This is a genomic window from Adlercreutzia equolifaciens, from assembly GCF_029076695.1.
Lineage (GTDB): Bacteria > Actinomycetota > Coriobacteriia > Coriobacteriales > Eggerthellaceae > Adlercreutzia > Adlercreutzia equolifaciens_A.
In genome coordinates this window covers 438,713-453,029 of the sequence record NZ_JARFIK010000001.1, presented here as the reverse complement: position 1 = coordinate 453,029, position 14,317 = coordinate 438,713, and the positions used below count along the sequence as shown (strand labels likewise).

12 protein-coding genes are annotated in these 14,317 nt (G+C 59.7%); 1 reads left to right on the top strand and 11 read right to left on the bottom strand.

Annotated elements, in window-relative coordinates; all coding sequences use genetic code 11:
• Nucleotides 1-218: 218 nt before the first annotated feature.
• The 3 genes from typA to PZH32_RS01575 all read right to left on the bottom strand — a co-directional run bounded on the left by typA (nt 219) and on the right by PZH32_RS01575 (nt 3,482).
• Nucleotides 219-2,030, bottom strand: coding sequence for a translational GTPase TypA (gene typA / locus PZH32_RS01585; protein WP_275205878.1), 1,812 nt, complete (start codon nt 2,028-2,030; stop codon nt 219-221).
• A gap of 135 nt (nt 2,031-2,165) precedes the next feature.
• Nucleotides 2,166-2,789: a J domain-containing protein gene (locus PZH32_RS01580; RefSeq protein ID WP_275205877.1), complete on the bottom strand. Its 624-nt coding sequence runs from the start codon at nt 2,787-2,789 to the stop codon at nt 2,166-2,168.
• 9 nt (nt 2,790-2,798) lie between these two features.
• Entirely contained in the window at nt 2,799-3,482 is a 684-nt protein-coding gene (locus PZH32_RS01575) for a CPBP family intramembrane glutamic endopeptidase (RefSeq protein ID WP_275205876.1), read from the bottom strand.
• A gap of 37 nt (nt 3,483-3,519) precedes the next feature.
• Between PZH32_RS01575 and PZH32_RS01570 the strand changes: the two genes are divergently transcribed.
• The gene (locus PZH32_RS01570; protein WP_275205875.1) at nt 3,520-4,335 is read left to right on the top strand and encodes a TraX family protein; all 816 of its coding nucleotides are present in this window, start codon (nt 3,520-3,522) and stop codon (nt 4,333-4,335) included.
• Here the strand turns inward: PZH32_RS01570 and PZH32_RS01565 are convergent.
• The 8 genes from PZH32_RS01565 to PZH32_RS01530 all read right to left on the bottom strand — a co-directional run bounded on the left by PZH32_RS01565 (nt 4,318) and on the right by PZH32_RS01530 (nt 14,300).
• Nucleotides 4,318-5,397, bottom strand: a complete 1,080-nt coding sequence (locus PZH32_RS01565) for an Rpn family recombination-promoting nuclease/putative transposase (RefSeq protein WP_275205874.1) — start codon at nt 5,395-5,397, stop codon at nt 4,318-4,320. The genes PZH32_RS01570 and PZH32_RS01565 overlap by 18 nt on opposite strands.
• A 168-nt stretch (nt 5,398-5,565) precedes the next feature.
• Nucleotides 5,566-6,066: a hypothetical protein gene (locus tag PZH32_RS01560; protein WP_275205873.1), complete on the bottom strand. Its 501-nt coding sequence runs from the start codon at nt 6,064-6,066 to the stop codon at nt 5,566-5,568.
• 54 nt (nt 6,067-6,120) lie between these two features.
• Entirely contained in the window at nt 6,121-9,831 is a 3,711-nt protein-coding gene (locus PZH32_RS01555) for a leucine-rich repeat protein (RefSeq protein ID WP_275205872.1), read from the bottom strand.
• A gap of 359 nt (nt 9,832-10,190) precedes the next feature.
• A complete protein-coding gene (locus tag PZH32_RS01550) occupies nt 10,191-10,778 on the bottom strand; it encodes a signal peptidase I (RefSeq protein ID WP_275205871.1) in 588 nt (195 codons plus the stop codon).
• 95 nt (nt 10,779-10,873) lie between these two features.
• Nucleotides 10,874-11,965, bottom strand: a complete 1,092-nt coding sequence (locus PZH32_RS01545) for a MucBP domain-containing protein (protein ID WP_275205870.1) — start codon at nt 11,963-11,965, stop codon at nt 10,874-10,876.
• Nucleotides 11,962-12,804, bottom strand: a complete 843-nt coding sequence (locus PZH32_RS01540; protein ID WP_275205869.1) for a hypothetical protein — start codon at nt 12,802-12,804, stop codon at nt 11,962-11,964. Before PZH32_RS01540 ends, PZH32_RS01545 begins: the two co-directional genes overlap by 4 nt.
• Nucleotides 12,805-12,816: 12 nt before the next feature.
• Nucleotides 12,817-13,572 (bottom strand): hypothetical protein, encoded by a 756-nt coding sequence (locus PZH32_RS01535; protein WP_275205868.1) that lies wholly within the window; start codon nt 13,570-13,572, stop codon nt 12,817-12,819.
• Between the two features lie 2 nt (nt 13,573-13,574).
• The gene (locus PZH32_RS01530) at nt 13,575-14,300 is read right to left on the bottom strand and encodes a hypothetical protein (protein WP_275205867.1); all 726 of its coding nucleotides are present in this window, start codon (nt 14,298-14,300) and stop codon (nt 13,575-13,577) included.
• Nucleotides 14,301-14,317 lie beyond the last annotated feature (17 nt).

Here is a 14,317-nt window from a genome sequence, read left to right as displayed (position 1 = left end):
ACAATTTGCCCACTTTTGATTCACGTATCGTCAATGACTGCAAAGAAAGAAACCCCATGTCAACCATGAGTAATTGACATGGGGTTTGATGCGAAAAAGAGACGTGTTCACAGGTGCGCCCAAGGAAGTCAGTGAGATTCCCTCTGGCGCGAGGCCAAGCGTCTGTTAACGCCGCAACGCTAGCGCTCCCGACGTCCGTCAGCAGCGACGAGGCCCGCTTACTTCTTGGCGGCCTTCTTGCGGTCGGTGGCGGACAGCAGGCGCTTGCGCAGGCGGATGGACTCCGGCGTCACCTCCACCAGCTCGTCGTCCTCGATGTACTCCAAAGCCTCTTCCAGCGTGAAGGTGATGGGCGGCGTCAGCTGAATGGCCTTATCGGCCGAGCTGGAGCGCTGATTGCCCAGGTTCTTCGTCTTCTCGACGTTCACCACCATGTCGCCTTCCTTGGCGGACTCGCCCACAATCATGCCCTCGTAGCACTCGTCGCCCGGGCTCACGAACAAACGCCCGCGCTCCTGGAGCGTGTCAAGGGCGTAGGCCACCGCCTTGCCCGTGGACATGGCGATCATGCCGCCGTTCTTGCGGCCGGCCATTTCGCCCGAGAAGGGACCGTACTCCTTGAAGTGGTGGAACAGCACCGCCTCGCCGTGGGTGGCGTTGAGGATACGCGTCTTCAGACCCATGGTGCCGCGCGAGGGGATGCGGAAAGTGAGGTGGGTCATGGTCTCGTCCTGAGCCATGTCCTCCATGATGCCGCCCGCGGTGCCCATGACCTCGATGGCCTTGCCGGCGTACTCGTTGGGCACGTCCACCGTGGCTTCCTCGATAGGCTCCAGCTTGCTGCCGTCAGCGGCAGTCTTGTACACCACGCGGGGACGGCCCACCTGGAACTCGAAGCCTTCGCGGCGCATGGTTTCCATGAGCACCGACAGGTGCAGCACGCCGCGGCCAGCCACCTCGATGCCCGTCTTGTCCTCAAGCTCGTTGATGCGCATGGAGATGTTGCTCTCCTTCTCGCGCATGAGGCGCTCCTTCAGCTGGCGGCCGCCCACAATATCGCCCTCGCGACCCACCAAGGGGCTGGTGGAAGCCTCGAATACGACGGCCATGGTGGGCTCCTCCACCTTGATGGCGGCCATTTCCACCGGGTTCTCGGGATCGGTGATGATGTCGCCGATGTCGGCGTCCTCGATGCCGATGACGGCCACAATGTCGCCGGCGTCGGCGGCGGTCACCTCGGCCTTGCCCAGGTTCTCGAAGGTGTAGACCTTGCGAATCTGCGCGCGGCGCTCGGTGCCGTCGGGCTTCACCACCAGCACCTGCTCCTTCTCATGCAGCGTACCCGAGGACAGACGCCCAACGCCGATGCGGCCCTCGTAGCTGGAATGGTCCACCGTGCACACCTGCAGGGCCACCGGGCCATCGATGTCCACGTCGGGAGCGGGAATCTCGGCCAGAATGGTGTCCAGCAGCGGGATCATGTCCATGTTTCCGTCATCGGGAGTCATGCGGGCGTAGCCGTTGACCGCCGAGGCGTAAACCACGGGGAAGTCGAGCTGCTCGTCGGAAGCGCCCAGTTCCACCATCAGGTCGAACACCTTGTCCACCGCGCCCTCGGGGTCGGCGTTCGGACGGTCGATCTTGTTCACCACCACCACAATGCGCAGACCACGCTCCAGGGCGTGGGACAGCACAAAGCGCGTCTGGGGCTTCGGGCCCTCGTAGGCATCCACAATGAGCAGCGCGCCGTCGGCCATGTTCAGCACGCGCTCCACCTCGCCGCCGAAATCGGCGTGGCCCGGGGTATCGATGACGTTGATCTTCACACCCTTGTAGGTGATGGAGATGTTCTTGGACAAAATAGTGATGCCGCGCTCGCGCTCCTGATCGTTGGAGTCAAGCACGCGCTCCTCTACCTGCTGGTTCTCGCGGAATACATGGGACGACCACAGCAGACGGTCGACCAGCGTGGTCTTGCCATGGTCAACGTGGGCGATGATGGCAACGTTGCGGATGTTCTCTTGCTTCATGAATCTTCTTTCGTATCGTTGGGCTCGGGATGGCCGGGTTCGCAGCCGTCGATGCCGCTTGCTGCGAAGGCGGCAAGGCGTCGTGGCGGCGAACACTGGTGCATCGGCCGAGCATGGGGCCTGGAAATTATAAGCCTACTCTTCCAGGAGTGCTTCGTATTCTTTGCGTTCCTCGGTGAGCTTGGCCAAGTGATCGTTCAAAGTGTTGAGATTTCTTTGCGCGCCGATCACCTGGATGATACCCCACACCGTTGCCGTACCCGCAACAGCAGCGATCATACCGAGGATGCCGAAGGGGCGACGGATGGTGACAAGGGTGGCAACAGCACCGACACCAGCCATGATAAGGCCGTTGCGACGCTCGTCGGCCACCAAGTCGCGCTGGGATACCAGCTGGGCACGGGCGGCGGCAATGCCGGCCAAGCGCGCCTTGATCTCGGCGACGGTGAGGTACTCGACTTCGACATCACCCTCGGTCTCTGTCCAAGAGCGAGCCGCAGCGCCCCCCGAAGAGGCGCGGGAGGACGTCGAGGATCCCGAGCCACGAGACCCACGAGCTTTCCCCGCCGAGGAGCATAGAAGGTCATAGGCCTCTTGCAGGCGCTTGAACTGTTCCGTAGCGCGGTTCTGCAGCTTCTCGTTGCCCGCGAACTTATCGGGATGGAGAATCTGCACCGTCTCGCGGTAGGCAATTTTGATGTCGTCGGCCGAGGCGTCATCCTCAAGACCGAGAATATGCAAGGCTTCTGTTCTGTTCATGCGGGCATCCTAGCACGAACCGCCCGCTTGGCCGCAGTGCATTCCTTGCCTGCACGAAAACCGCAGCGCTGCCGCAAGGAGCAGGGTCGTTACTGCCACGGTAACGACGTCGGCCATCGATCCTGTCAGATAGGAATCAGGCAACGAGAGTCCTATGCAAAGAGGGATACCCAAGTACAGCACATCGAAAGCGAAGTGCAGCCCAAGAGGAGCCGCCAAGCTTCGTGCTCTCAGCCACCCGACCGCCTGGAACCAAAGGCTGCGCACCACCAGCTGCGCCATGAGCACGCCGAACAAGGTGGCCTGGGTCACCTTCAGTACCGCCTGAATGGCCAGAATAAGCCAGGGAATGCCGCTGGTCTGAGCCGCCGACCAGGCCTGATCCGAAACGAGAGGCCCGTCGGGGGCAAGATGGAGAATGCCGAACAGCAGCGCCGACACCACCACTGCCTGCTTTGTGCGGCCCGATCCCCACCAGGATATCAAGCCCCAGAGCACCACGCCGCGAAAGAGCACTTCCTCGACCACGCTGGTTTCCAACGCCACCGCCAGGGCATTGCCGAGGCCCTCAAGGGTGAAGCCCCCTGGCAAGCCGGCGGCAACCGCCGTTCCCATGCCACCAATCAAGCCAGCAAGCAGCACCAGCGCCACTGGTGCGGCGGCGATGCGGTTGCAATGTGGCGCTGCGGTCAAAGGGTTCCCCTTCCGTGTTTTCGTTTACTATAGCAGCATGAACAGACCAGCCATTACAAGTTTCACGCTGAAGGTTGTGGCCATTGCGGGCATGACCTGCAACCACGTGGCGAACATTTTCGCCTTGCAGCTGCCTGGCTGGGCCACGGTAGCCCTTTGCAGCCTGGGCGGCCTCACCTTTCCCATCATGGCGTTTCTGCTGGGAGAAGGCTATCGCTACACGTCAAACATTCGAAGCTATGCGTCGCGCTTGGCGGTGTTTGCCGCACTGTCCCAGATCCCCTATTCGCTTTTATGGGGCGCCGGGGCCAGCGTGCTTGTCACCCTTTTGCTGGGCCTGGGCGTGTTGTGGGCCCACGACCACGTGCGCCGGCGCTCCTTGTTTTTCGGCCTTTTTGCGATGGTCCTTGTGGCAAGCGTGTGGTGCGACTGGGGCATCATTGGCCCTCTGATGATTTACCTGTTCTATCGGCTGCGCAGCGAAGGCGCGCGACGGGCGGTGGGACTCACTATGCTGGTGGCCGCGTTGGCTTTGGGGCTTCCCGCCCTCGAAGGCCTGAGCGGCGAGGCATTGCTTCAAACGGAAGCGCCTATCGATGTAGTGGCCCAGGGGCTGCTGGCTGTGGGAGGAGACGGCAGCGGCCTGCCAGCCTTCGTCAGCTATACGGTCAACGATGCCGGAGCGCTTGTCAGTTCCTTGGGAGCCTTAGGCTATGCCACTGTGGGCTTTGGTTTAGCGACGTTGCTCCTTATAAACTTCAACGGCCGGCGAGGCCGACCGTTGAAATGGCTCTTCTATTGGTACTATCCCGCGCATCTTTTCCTGCTGTGGGGGTTAGCCCAGATCATCTAAGCCCAGTTCGCGGGCTTTTGCCGCCAGCGCGGCCTCCCGCGCCGCCAGCGCTTCCTCCCTTGCCGCAAGCTCTTCCTTCTGGACGGCAAGGCGCTCTTCCTTGGAGGCGAGGCTTTCCTCCATGGAGGCGAGGCTTTCCTCCATAGAGGACAAGCTTTCTTCCTGAGCTGCAAGGCTGTCTGCCCGTGCGGAAAGACTCTCTTCCTGCTCAGCCAATGCGCCTTGCTGAACCATCAGCCTCTCATTCTCCGCGGCCAGCCGCTCCTCCTTGACAGAAAGGTTCTCTTCCTGAGCCGCAAGGCTCTCCTCCTTGGAGATAAGGCCCTCTTCCTGAGCTGCAAGGCTCTCCTCCTTGACAGCAAGCCTCTTCTCTTCGCCGGCAAGCCTTTCCTGCATACCCCGCAGCCATTTGTCCTTTGATGCAAGATCTTCCTGCCATGTATAGACGTCCATGTTTTCCCTCCGCCATCTTTCGTCTGCATTGGCACTTGCAACGGCACTTTTGATGTCCGCGGTCAAACTGCAGGGACGCTCAACGGTGCCTTCTGCCACGTATTCTAACAGGTCGTGAAGGGGGCCTTTCTGGAGTCTTGCGAACGCCTTTGCATTCAAGATGATCCACTTGAAATCATGCCCAACCTCTATCGACAAAGCGTCCCGGCACAGCACGTCGAGCTCGTATACGGGAAGACCCCTCTGGTAAGGGTCATAGGTGCAGATGAAGATAATGATGCTTCGCGGAAGAGCGTCATACGGGTCCCCTTTCTGCAACATGCCTACGTCCATGGCTCCCTGATAGTAGCGAAGGCGTTTGCCCATATCGAAGTCACCCACGGTCTGCATCTCTATATCGTAGACAGCGTTGCTGGATTTCACATAAACGTCGGCCCGGATGCCGCGCGAGGCCAATCGCGGCTCGATAACATGCTCGATGTGCGAGTACTCGATTCGCTCGATATCAATGCCAAGGATGGCCTCGAGCACTCGGCGACAAATGCTTTCGTCCGCCATGACGCGGCTGAACATAGGTGCGTCGGTAAACTCCAGTTGACCATTGCGCATGGTTGCTCCTTTGATCGCAGGGGAAACCACGCCATGATGCCTATGCTTCGTCACATCCTTGTCGCATTAGACTCGCCTTCGGTTCGCAAGCCATCAAGCACAATGCAAAAGGGCCGCCGGCAACTGCCGACGGCCCTTGTCTTCGCGTATTTGTCTCTTTGCGAAACCTTAAGCGGCGGTGCCCAGGAGGCGGGCTAGTTCTTCGCGGCCGTTGAAGCGCACGGCCGGGGCGTCGGGGTTGCCCGCGAGAAGCACCTCACCCTCCCATACGTTGCCGCCCTGGTCGAATTTGTGGGAGCGCACCACCCAGCGGAACGCCGGACGGTTCTTGCGGGAAAGCTCAGCCGGCTGATCCGCATAGCTGAGGGAATCGAGGGTGCGCTGCAGCGTCGATACTTCGTCCCAGCCATGTTCCACCATCACAATGCCGCGTTCGGCGTTATAGAGAACGCCGTCGCCCACGAAAGCCACGCGCATTCTCTGGCGGCGCTTCTCCTCGGCCATCATAATGCCGGCGATAACCGCAGCCACCACAACCCACCACAGCACAGCCACCACCAGGTCAAGCGTGGTATCCACCTGGTTGAACCCAAGCCCGAACCACAGAGCCAAAAGGGCCACGGAGGCAACCACCGCTACGGCGACCACAATCCAGTTGTTCTTTCTCATCTTTCAGCCTTTCCTATGGCGGGACCGCCCGAGGGCCATCCCGCCCGATGATGTCTACAGTGCCTGACGACCGTCAGCGGTGACGTTGGTGGTTTGGGAAGCATCGGAGCGACCGAGGATCTGATCCTCGTAGTCGTCGATGTCGTCCTTCATGCCCAAGCGGCGGCGCACCACGGCAATGCCGTAGATAGCCGTAGCCACCAGACCCAGAATCATCAGCCAGTGCGCCCAGCAATCGGGGTGATCTTCCTCGAAGGCGCCCATGGGGGTGGCGTCATCGTCGATGGTAGTGCCGTTATCGGCGGCAGGCGCAGCAGCCTGGGGCGTCGCATCGTCAGCGATGGTCTCGGGAGCCGCGAAATCGTTGGCCGGCGCTGCCGTTGCCGTATCTTCACCCTCAGCTGCGGGAGTGTCATTGGCGGTAATGACCGTGCCCGGTGCGGCGGCCGGTGTTACCACTGTTGCCGTCGGTGCAGGCGCGGCTGGATTGGTTGTCGTTCCCGGCGTGGGCACCGTAGGTGCAGGGGTGGTCGGAACCGTGCCCCCCGGATTCGGCATCGGATCGACTGGATCAACAGGGGAAGGATCGGGCTCGGTCGGATCGGGGTCCGTCGGTCCCGGCGTGGGCACTGGATCCTCGCCACCCGGGCCCTCTTGCTCCGTGCGAGTGTAGCGCAGCGTGATGGTGCCTATCGTTCCTTCAACAACGGTAAGGGCACCACTTCGATCGGTCGGCTCATACTGAAGGCCGTTATAGACCGGTCGCGGCGTGACGTCGGCGGCCGAAACCTGGGTTCCAACAGGAACGGTAAACGTTTCCGTATAAGAGCCATCCGCAACACCATTCGTTACGTATTCATGGGTTACCTGGTAGCTGCCCATCACCACCGGAACCTCAGGCGTAGCAACGGTACGCGTAAGCGTTAGCTTGACACCGGCGGAGGCGCCAGCGCCCTCGAAAGCGGCGTCGCCGTTGTTAACCAGATATCTGCTTGTTCCCGTCTTATTGAGATTGTCGGCCGTTAAGTTCATCGTATAGGTGAGAGTGTGCTTGGTGAAGGGCGTATCGTTCACCGTCCAAGTGAGAACACCGGCTTCGTAGCTGCAGACGCCAGCGCTGGCCACAATGTTGCTCACACTAAAATCTGCACTGTTCACGGGAATGGTCACCGTATGCTGTCCATAGGCCCCAGTAAACGCAGCGTTCATTGCCCTGCCGAAACTCTCGGTATCAATGGAAGTGTAGTAGTTATCGGCTCCGCAGACCGCCGCCATAGCGTTCTCGGCATATTTCACGGCCGCCGTGCCGGGCGAGTGAAGAACTCCGTAGATACCGTCTACGCCTGCGTCTCTAATCTGCTGGGCGATACCGGCGATTTTCTCGTCATTCTCTTTCAGCTGGGCCACGGTCTTCAGCTGCGTTGGCCCGTCATAGGTGGGACGGCCGTCGGACAAGAAGACCATTGTTGTATTGCGGGCTTCGTCCTGTGCTTTTGCAAGCTTGAGGGCCTCGTTCAATCCCAACGCGTAATCGGTGTTCTCGTTCAAAGGCTCCAATTGCTTAATATAGTCGGCCGCTTCGGTGGCGCTCGTCATGAAACCGGAACTTTCTTGCGTTGCATTTCCTGCGTGCAAGCCTCCAAAGGTAACGATAGCTACGCGGCAGTCATAGCCAGGTGTTCCGAGGAGTTTGCCTGTCATGTCAAGAAGCTTCGACTGCATGTCATAGAAACGGGCATTGCTGTCCGCTTCGTTACCGCGCTGCGCCATGGAAGCAGACAAGTCAGCAACGAAGATATAGTCCATCTGCTTCTGGCCTGTGTAGTAAGCGTCGACTTTCACCTCGGCGACACCCTGCTCAACATTGGCCCAGCGGGCTTGCTGGGAAATCTGTGTTCCGTTTTCGTAGGTGTTCCAGTTGCTACTCTGTCCAACAGCGCCGGTGGTCCATCCCTCATCCAGCTGCAGCGCCCGAATAGTCGTGGGGGGGTCGAGTTTGAACTTTCCCGCCAAGATATCCTCTACGCGCCCCATAATCTCGTCGTTGGAGCCCACATAACCCATTTTCGTTGCATCGTCGACCGTCAATCCCGTGAGGCTCGAGCACCCATAGAAAGCAAAGCCACCGATGGTTTTTACATCCTGCAGACTTGCTATGGTGCTCAGATTCTTGCAGCCCCAGAACGCGTAGTTATCGATGACGTCGACAGCCTCCATGGCAACCTTTTCGAGTCCGGTGCAGTTATAGAAGGCATACTGCCCGACGGTTCCCACGTCGCTGAGCGTGGCGGTCTTGAGTCCGGTGCAGTTATAGAAGGCGTAGTTATCAATCGCTTCGACGGCTTCCGCAGAAACTTCTTCGAGCCCGGTGCAGTTATAGAAGGCGTACTGCCCGACGGTTCCCACGTCGCTGAGCGTGGCATTCTTGATGCCCTTGCAGCTGGCGAAAGCGTTCTTGCCCACGATGCCGACATTGATCAGATCGACGTTCTCGATGGCCGTGGCGCCCACAAATGCCTCTTCGGGAATTGCCTCTACATTTTCAATAGTGAGCCTTACGGAACTAGAGCAATTTTGCAGCAGGCTATTACCTGAGGCGTTAAATCCCCCGTCAATATGAACTTCTTTCAAGTCCGTACAGCCGTAGAAAACTTGACCTCCGAGAGACTCGACGTTGATCAAATGAGCGGTTTCTATACCCGTGCACCCGTTAAAGAGCTGAAGACCGAGCGTGTTGATATTACTTAAGCTGACCGTTCGCAAACCGGTGCAGCCATAGAACATGGTGGTACCGAGAGAGGAGATGCCGTCTTTCTCTCCATCGATCGTAAGAGACGTGAGTCCTGTGCAATACGAGAAGGGGGAGCGATCAAACTCTTCGATATTGGTCATAATAAGATCCGTTAACGCACTGCACTGGCGGAAGGCTTCTGCCTGCACGAGACCGATTCCGTCAAGTGCCACCTCGGCAACCTTTTTGCTCTCTGCGAAGGCGTTCGTTCCAATCTCATCGATGCTTTCAAGAGCCACACTCTGCAACTCAGGACATTTAAAGAAAGCGCGCTCTCCGATGATCTGGGCATTGGAGATGGAAACTTCTTCAACAGCGGCCCACATATAGAAGGCATAGCCTGCTATCTCGCCTGCTCCGTTAACGTCGATTCTTTTGACCGTAGACCCAAAATTTGTAAAGGCATCGCGGGCAATATTTCCCACGTTGCGCAGCTTCAGCGCCGTCACGTCCGATGCTTTGATATTAAGCTCGGACAAATACCCTTGGACCGCTTCCTTGGTCAAACCATCCACATTGCTGATAGTCAAAACGCCGTCTGCAAACGCTACATGAGGCGCTTCGGCCTCTTGCTCGGTTTCGTTTTCGTCCGTTCCCTCCGAGTTCGATGAGTCATTTCCGTTAGCGACCGACTCCTCGTCGCCTTGAATGTCTCCCTCGCCCTCGTTGGAAGTCGCCGCGCCAGACTGCTCGCCTTCTTGTTCAGAAGCGTCACCCGAAGAAGACTCCTCATCGCCCGAGTCCCCTTCTGATTCGCTTTCCGACAGGGATGCCTCTCCGCTTTCCCCTGCCTTGTCGGCCAGTTGATCTTCCAACTGCTCCGTCTCCGCTTCGTCGCCTTCGGCGGCTCCGGCAGAGTCGGTGAACATGGTTACGTTCAGGAAGGAAAACACCAGCAGAACCGACAGCATGGTTGCTATGAACTTGCCCTCGGCGGTGTTTCGTGCGTCGGCAAAACGCGCCAACTTGTACATTCGTACCACCAACCTTTTCTTCTTCGTCCTTGCCCTTAAGGAACCAGATGTCTTATCGCTGGTACGATCTGGCAACCAACCACGAGCGACCTGGCTGGAAAGCCTGAAACTCAGTACTACCGGTAACGCGTATCTGCGGAATACCTCCAGCGGTGAGGCATCCGATTCCTCATTCCCGTCTCTTCTGGTTCGGTTAAAATCGAAGGGTGGGAGCCTCGATAGTATCAAACAATCAATGACTTATTTACTAAATTATGACAAAAGGGCTGATCAGAGCATTGATGTTAACTTCCTGTAACTTTAAGCGTCAATAAGGAAGCGTTCGCTACGAATTTCGCGTTGTTCGTATAAAAGCGAATTTACCCTTCACGGCGGCGCGCCATATTCCCCAAAACCGAACCTGCGACGCAAAGCGCCACGGCCATGAGCAAATACCATCCCACGGCCAACATGCCTGGCAGGGAGCGCAACGCCATAAGTACGTACCCGATAACGGGCACCCCCAGCTCCACTCGACCCAGCACATTGGCGTAGGGCACGGGGCGCACGTCGTTCTCGGCGTTGGCGTCGCCCTTGGTGACCAGCTCCCCCTCATCGCCGTGATTTTCCTGGACTCGATGCACAATGACATCTTCGCCGCGCCAGAACGCCGCAACATCGCCCTCCGCCAGAGACGACGGGTCCACGGACGCCGCGTACACGACGCTTCCCGTGGGATAGGCCGGCTCCATGCTGCATGAAATAATGGCGTAGGTTTGGAGCCCCATCACGCGCGGCACCACCGACACCGCCAGGCACGCCACCAGCGCGCCGGCCAGCAGGCAGCCGCCCAACACCGAGCATACCCGTGCCAGCACGCGCAAGCGGGCAACCCGCCGATGGACTTTCTCGGAAAAGCTATCGGCAGCATTAGGCTCGGAGGATATGTCGAGGGATTGATCGGCCACGTAAAAGGCACCTTATCACAAGAAGCACCCGTCAGAAACGGGTGCTTCGCAACGACAAATGAAAATGGGATGCGGCCCCAGAGCCACCGCAGGTCCTAGACTTCCGTTGCCTCGTTCTGCTTCTTGCGGCCGCGCAGCAGAATGAACACGATGAGCAGCGCGATAGCAGCAGCGGCCACGGCCCAGGGAATCCAGGCGGTATTGGCAGGCTGCTCGGCACCCGGGGTGGCCCCAGCGGCCATGGGCGTCTCGTTATCGTCCAGGTTCTCCTCCGTCGGCGCCGCCAGCGGAGCGCCTTCATCGCTGATCACTTCGGTACCCGCATCGGTGACCAGCGGCGTGACGCCCTCATCACCTTCTGCATCGGCTTCAGCGGCATCCACGGTGGTGGCCGTGGGGGTGGTAGCAGTAACCGTGGTGCGGTACGCATCCGGCACGGTCGAGCCGTCGGGAGCGATGATAGTCACGGTGCCATCGGGGTTCGGCACGGTGGTGTAGCCCTCGGCCAGGCGGTCGTACACGAACGGGAACACGTTCTCGGCCTCGTTGGCCGTCAGCGTCTTGGTCAGCACATCGGCCCGCGGCACATAGCCCTCGATATAGGCCGCCGCCGTGGCCGGTACATCGCCAATATCGCCGAAGAACTGCTGGGACGGAGCAATCTCGTTGCCGTCAGCGTCCGAATAAGTAACGGTGTAGGCCACGCGATTGGCCTGGATGCCGTAGGCCACCACAAAGTCGGTGTCCTCGGTAATAACCGCCGGAGCAGCCGCCACCAGCGAGCCATCGGTGCTCACGTTGGCGTAGTACACCGTCGAGGTCACTTCCTCGCCGCGAATGTTGTCGGAGCGCACGTTGTCCAAAGCCGCCAGGCGGATGCCCTTGGCGTAGTACTTGCTATCCTCGGGCACTTCGATTGCCAGCGACGAGAAGTCCACGGTCTCGCCCGGAGCCACATCGTCAATCACGACGCTGTCCTGGCCGTTAATGGTGCCCTGATTGCCGCCGTACACCTTCACGGTATAGGTGGTGCCCGCGTAGGACACCTTCTCCGCCGCGGGCGTCTGCTCCGACGCGGCATCGTCGGTCGGCTCAGCGAAAGCCGGGGCCGCTACCAGCGACAAGGAAAGCGCCGCCGCACAAACCAGGCCGAGGGCCTTAGTTGCTTTCATCTTGAAGAGACTCATCGGGCCTCGCCCTCCTTTTCCTGCTTGTTGGCGCGGCGATTGCGTACCACCACGGCGACGATCACCGCCGCAGCCACTACCGCCACCGCGATAAGGCCGCCAAGCTGCAAAGCATCTCCCGTCTGGGAAAGATCATTCTCGTTCTTGTCCGTCGTCGGTGTAGAGGGGGTTTCCTCGCGCGGCGTCTCCGGCTCCACCGGCGCAGTGGGCTCCTCCGGGTTGTCCTTGGCCGGCTCGGCCGCGAAGGACAACTGCACCTTCGCGTTGGTGTCGAAGTAGGGGTTGCCGTGGGTCTCGCCATCGATGGCCACTGACAGCACTACCTTGGCATGGGCCTGGGAAGGCAGGGTGTCCAGATAGAACCAATCACCCGTGGCCGTGGTGGCGTCAAACAGACCCTGGGTCGTGCCCGTGCCCGCATCGCCCGACACGGTCTCGTTCTCCAGGATGACCTTCTCCTCACCCTGAGGGTTGGTGTACACCAGGCGGTAGCTGTAGGCGCCGCCGCTGTTGGAGTTGGCGTCGGTGAAGGACTCCTCCATGGACTTCAACACTTCGTTGCGCATGTACCAGTCCGCCGAACCGTCGTAGCTCTCGAACAGGTCGATGTCGAACTGCGCGGAATCACCCGGCTGCATACCGCTAATGGCTTGGGCAATGTCCGCCGAGCCGTCGTCCTTCATCTCGGTGCCGGTGAACTCCACGGTCCACTGGCGCTCGATGGTCTGAGCGAAGGCAGGAAGCGCACAAGCTAGCGAAAGGCACACAGCCGCCAGCAGCACCGCAAAGATGCGGCGGTGCGAAGCGAGCTGGGGAGGGGCGCTTGTCATGGATCTCATAAGGCCACCTCGCTAATTTTCCTGAGACCAGTCAAGGCCCTGGGCCTCGAACTGGCTCACGTCGATGCCCCAAGCACTCTTGGCGGCGTCATAGGCGTTGTTCACCTGCACGGAGTCTACCTGCGCCGAAAGGCCCAGCCAGCAATCCTCGTAGGACTCGGCGGCGTTCTGCAGGGCGGAATCCACCGCCACCTCGGTCACCGCCGGAGTAGCAGCTGCCTCGCCGGCCTTCAGCAGGTGCTTATAGTAGAACACCAGGCGCTCATCGTTGCTCTCCTCGGGAGAGAACACCCAATCGCCCTGGGAATCGGCGTCGTAGGTCAGCTTGATATAGGCCGGGTTGAGGGTGGCCGTCTTCGTACGCGGATCGGCCGCACCTTCCTCGGGCTCCTCGCCCGTGGCCCAGTACTTACGCACGGTCAGGCGAACGTACTCGTCCATGTCGTCGGAAGCGTTCTGCACCGAAAGCTTCTCGGCGTAGGGCGTGTCGAGCTGGATGGTAGCGTCACCGGCCAGCAGCAGCGCGGGATCCTGGATAAGCTGGTTGTCGCCAGCCACCACACGGGGCGTGGCCTCGGTACCCGTCTGCTCGGTGAGCACGACGCCGATATGGGCCTGCTGGATTTCAGCCACGTAATCATCGCTGAAGAACGTGAGAGCCGAACGGGCCGGGGTGGCCGCGATCATGGCGAGGCACCCCACCAGAGCAGCGGTCAGGACAATAAGGGCGATGCGCTGAGCCAGCGGGAGATTCTTGATAGTCTGCATGGCTACTCACCGTCCTCTCCGTTGGCGGTGACACCCGAGTCAGTGGTCTCGGTCGGGGTATCGGGCTCGGCGGGTTCGCTGTCGTCCGCACCACTCTCGCCCTCAGTCGTCTCGGAAGGTGTCGGGTTCAGAGAGGCCTCCTCGATGACGATTGGCCCCTCCTCCGTCACAAAGGTGCCGCAAAGCTTATCGTCCTCCGTGCGGTCGACTTTAGCGCACTGCTGGATGACCACGATATCGAAGGGACGCATATTGTCCTTGTCCCCTACCTCTACTTTGACCTCGATTGTGGGCGTGACAGCATTGGGGTCAATCGGCTTCAGATAGTAGTACCAGTTGTCCTTGCCCTTCACCCAGCCCTCGCCGGCTATCACGTTAATGCTCACATCGCCGGCCATATGATTCGGATCGGGGTAGATCAGCTGCACGCGTACCAGGGCAGCGACCTTGCCGGTATTCTTCACGGCGATAGTCTTATCCAAGCCGTACAGCTTCTCCTCGACTTCCGTCTTCGGCTTATCGGGATCCTTGGGATCCTCAGGATCGGTCGGATCGTCGGGATCGTCGGGATCGTCGGGGTTGTCTGGCGTCCACGAGAAGGCAATCAAGCCGTTCGCCTTTGAGGTGTCGGTATAGTACGCGAATGCCGTGGTGGCCATCACGCTCAGGCAGGCAACCAGAGCGAGGCACAGGGCCACAACAAACTTACGGGAAACGTTGCGGTTCATCTCTCTCCTCCCCTTCT

What these genes read in the sequence shown, in the direction of transcription:
- PZH32_RS01540 (WP_275205869.1), bottom strand. Translation starts at nt 12,804, where the DNA reads ATGAGATCCATGACAAGCGCCCCTCCCCAGCTCGCTTCGCACCGCCGC.
- PZH32_RS01545 (WP_275205870.1), bottom strand. Translation starts at nt 11,965, where the DNA reads ATGAGTCTCTTCAAGATGAAAGCAACTAAGGCCCTCGGCCTGGTTTGT.
- PZH32_RS01555 (WP_275205872.1), bottom strand. Translation starts at nt 9,831, where the DNA reads ATGTACAAGTTGGCGCGTTTTGCCGACGCACGAAACACCGCCGAGGGC.
- PZH32_RS01570 (WP_275205875.1), top strand. Translation starts at nt 3,520, where the DNA reads ATGAACAGACCAGCCATTACAAGTTTCACGCTGAAGGTTGTGGCCATT.
- PZH32_RS01535 (WP_275205868.1), bottom strand. Translation starts at nt 13,572, where the DNA reads ATGCAGACTATCAAGAATCTCCCGCTGGCTCAGCGCATCGCCCTTATT.
- PZH32_RS01530 (WP_275205867.1), bottom strand. Translation starts at nt 14,300, where the DNA reads ATGAACCGCAACGTTTCCCGTAAGTTTGTTGTGGCCCTGTGCCTCGCT.
- PZH32_RS01560 (WP_275205873.1), bottom strand. Translation starts at nt 6,066, where the DNA reads ATGAGAAAGAACAACTGGATTGTGGTCGCCGTAGCGGTGGTTGCCTCC.
- PZH32_RS01580 (WP_275205877.1), bottom strand. Translation starts at nt 2,789, where the DNA reads ATGAACAGAACAGAAGCCTTGCATATTCTCGGTCTTGAGGATGACGCC.
- PZH32_RS01565 (WP_275205874.1), bottom strand. Translation starts at nt 5,397, where the DNA reads ATGCGCAATGGTCAACTGGAGTTTACCGACGCACCTATGTTCAGCCGC.
- typA (WP_275205878.1), bottom strand. Translation starts at nt 2,030, where the DNA reads ATGAAGCAAGAGAACATCCGCAACGTTGCCATCATCGCCCACGTTGAC.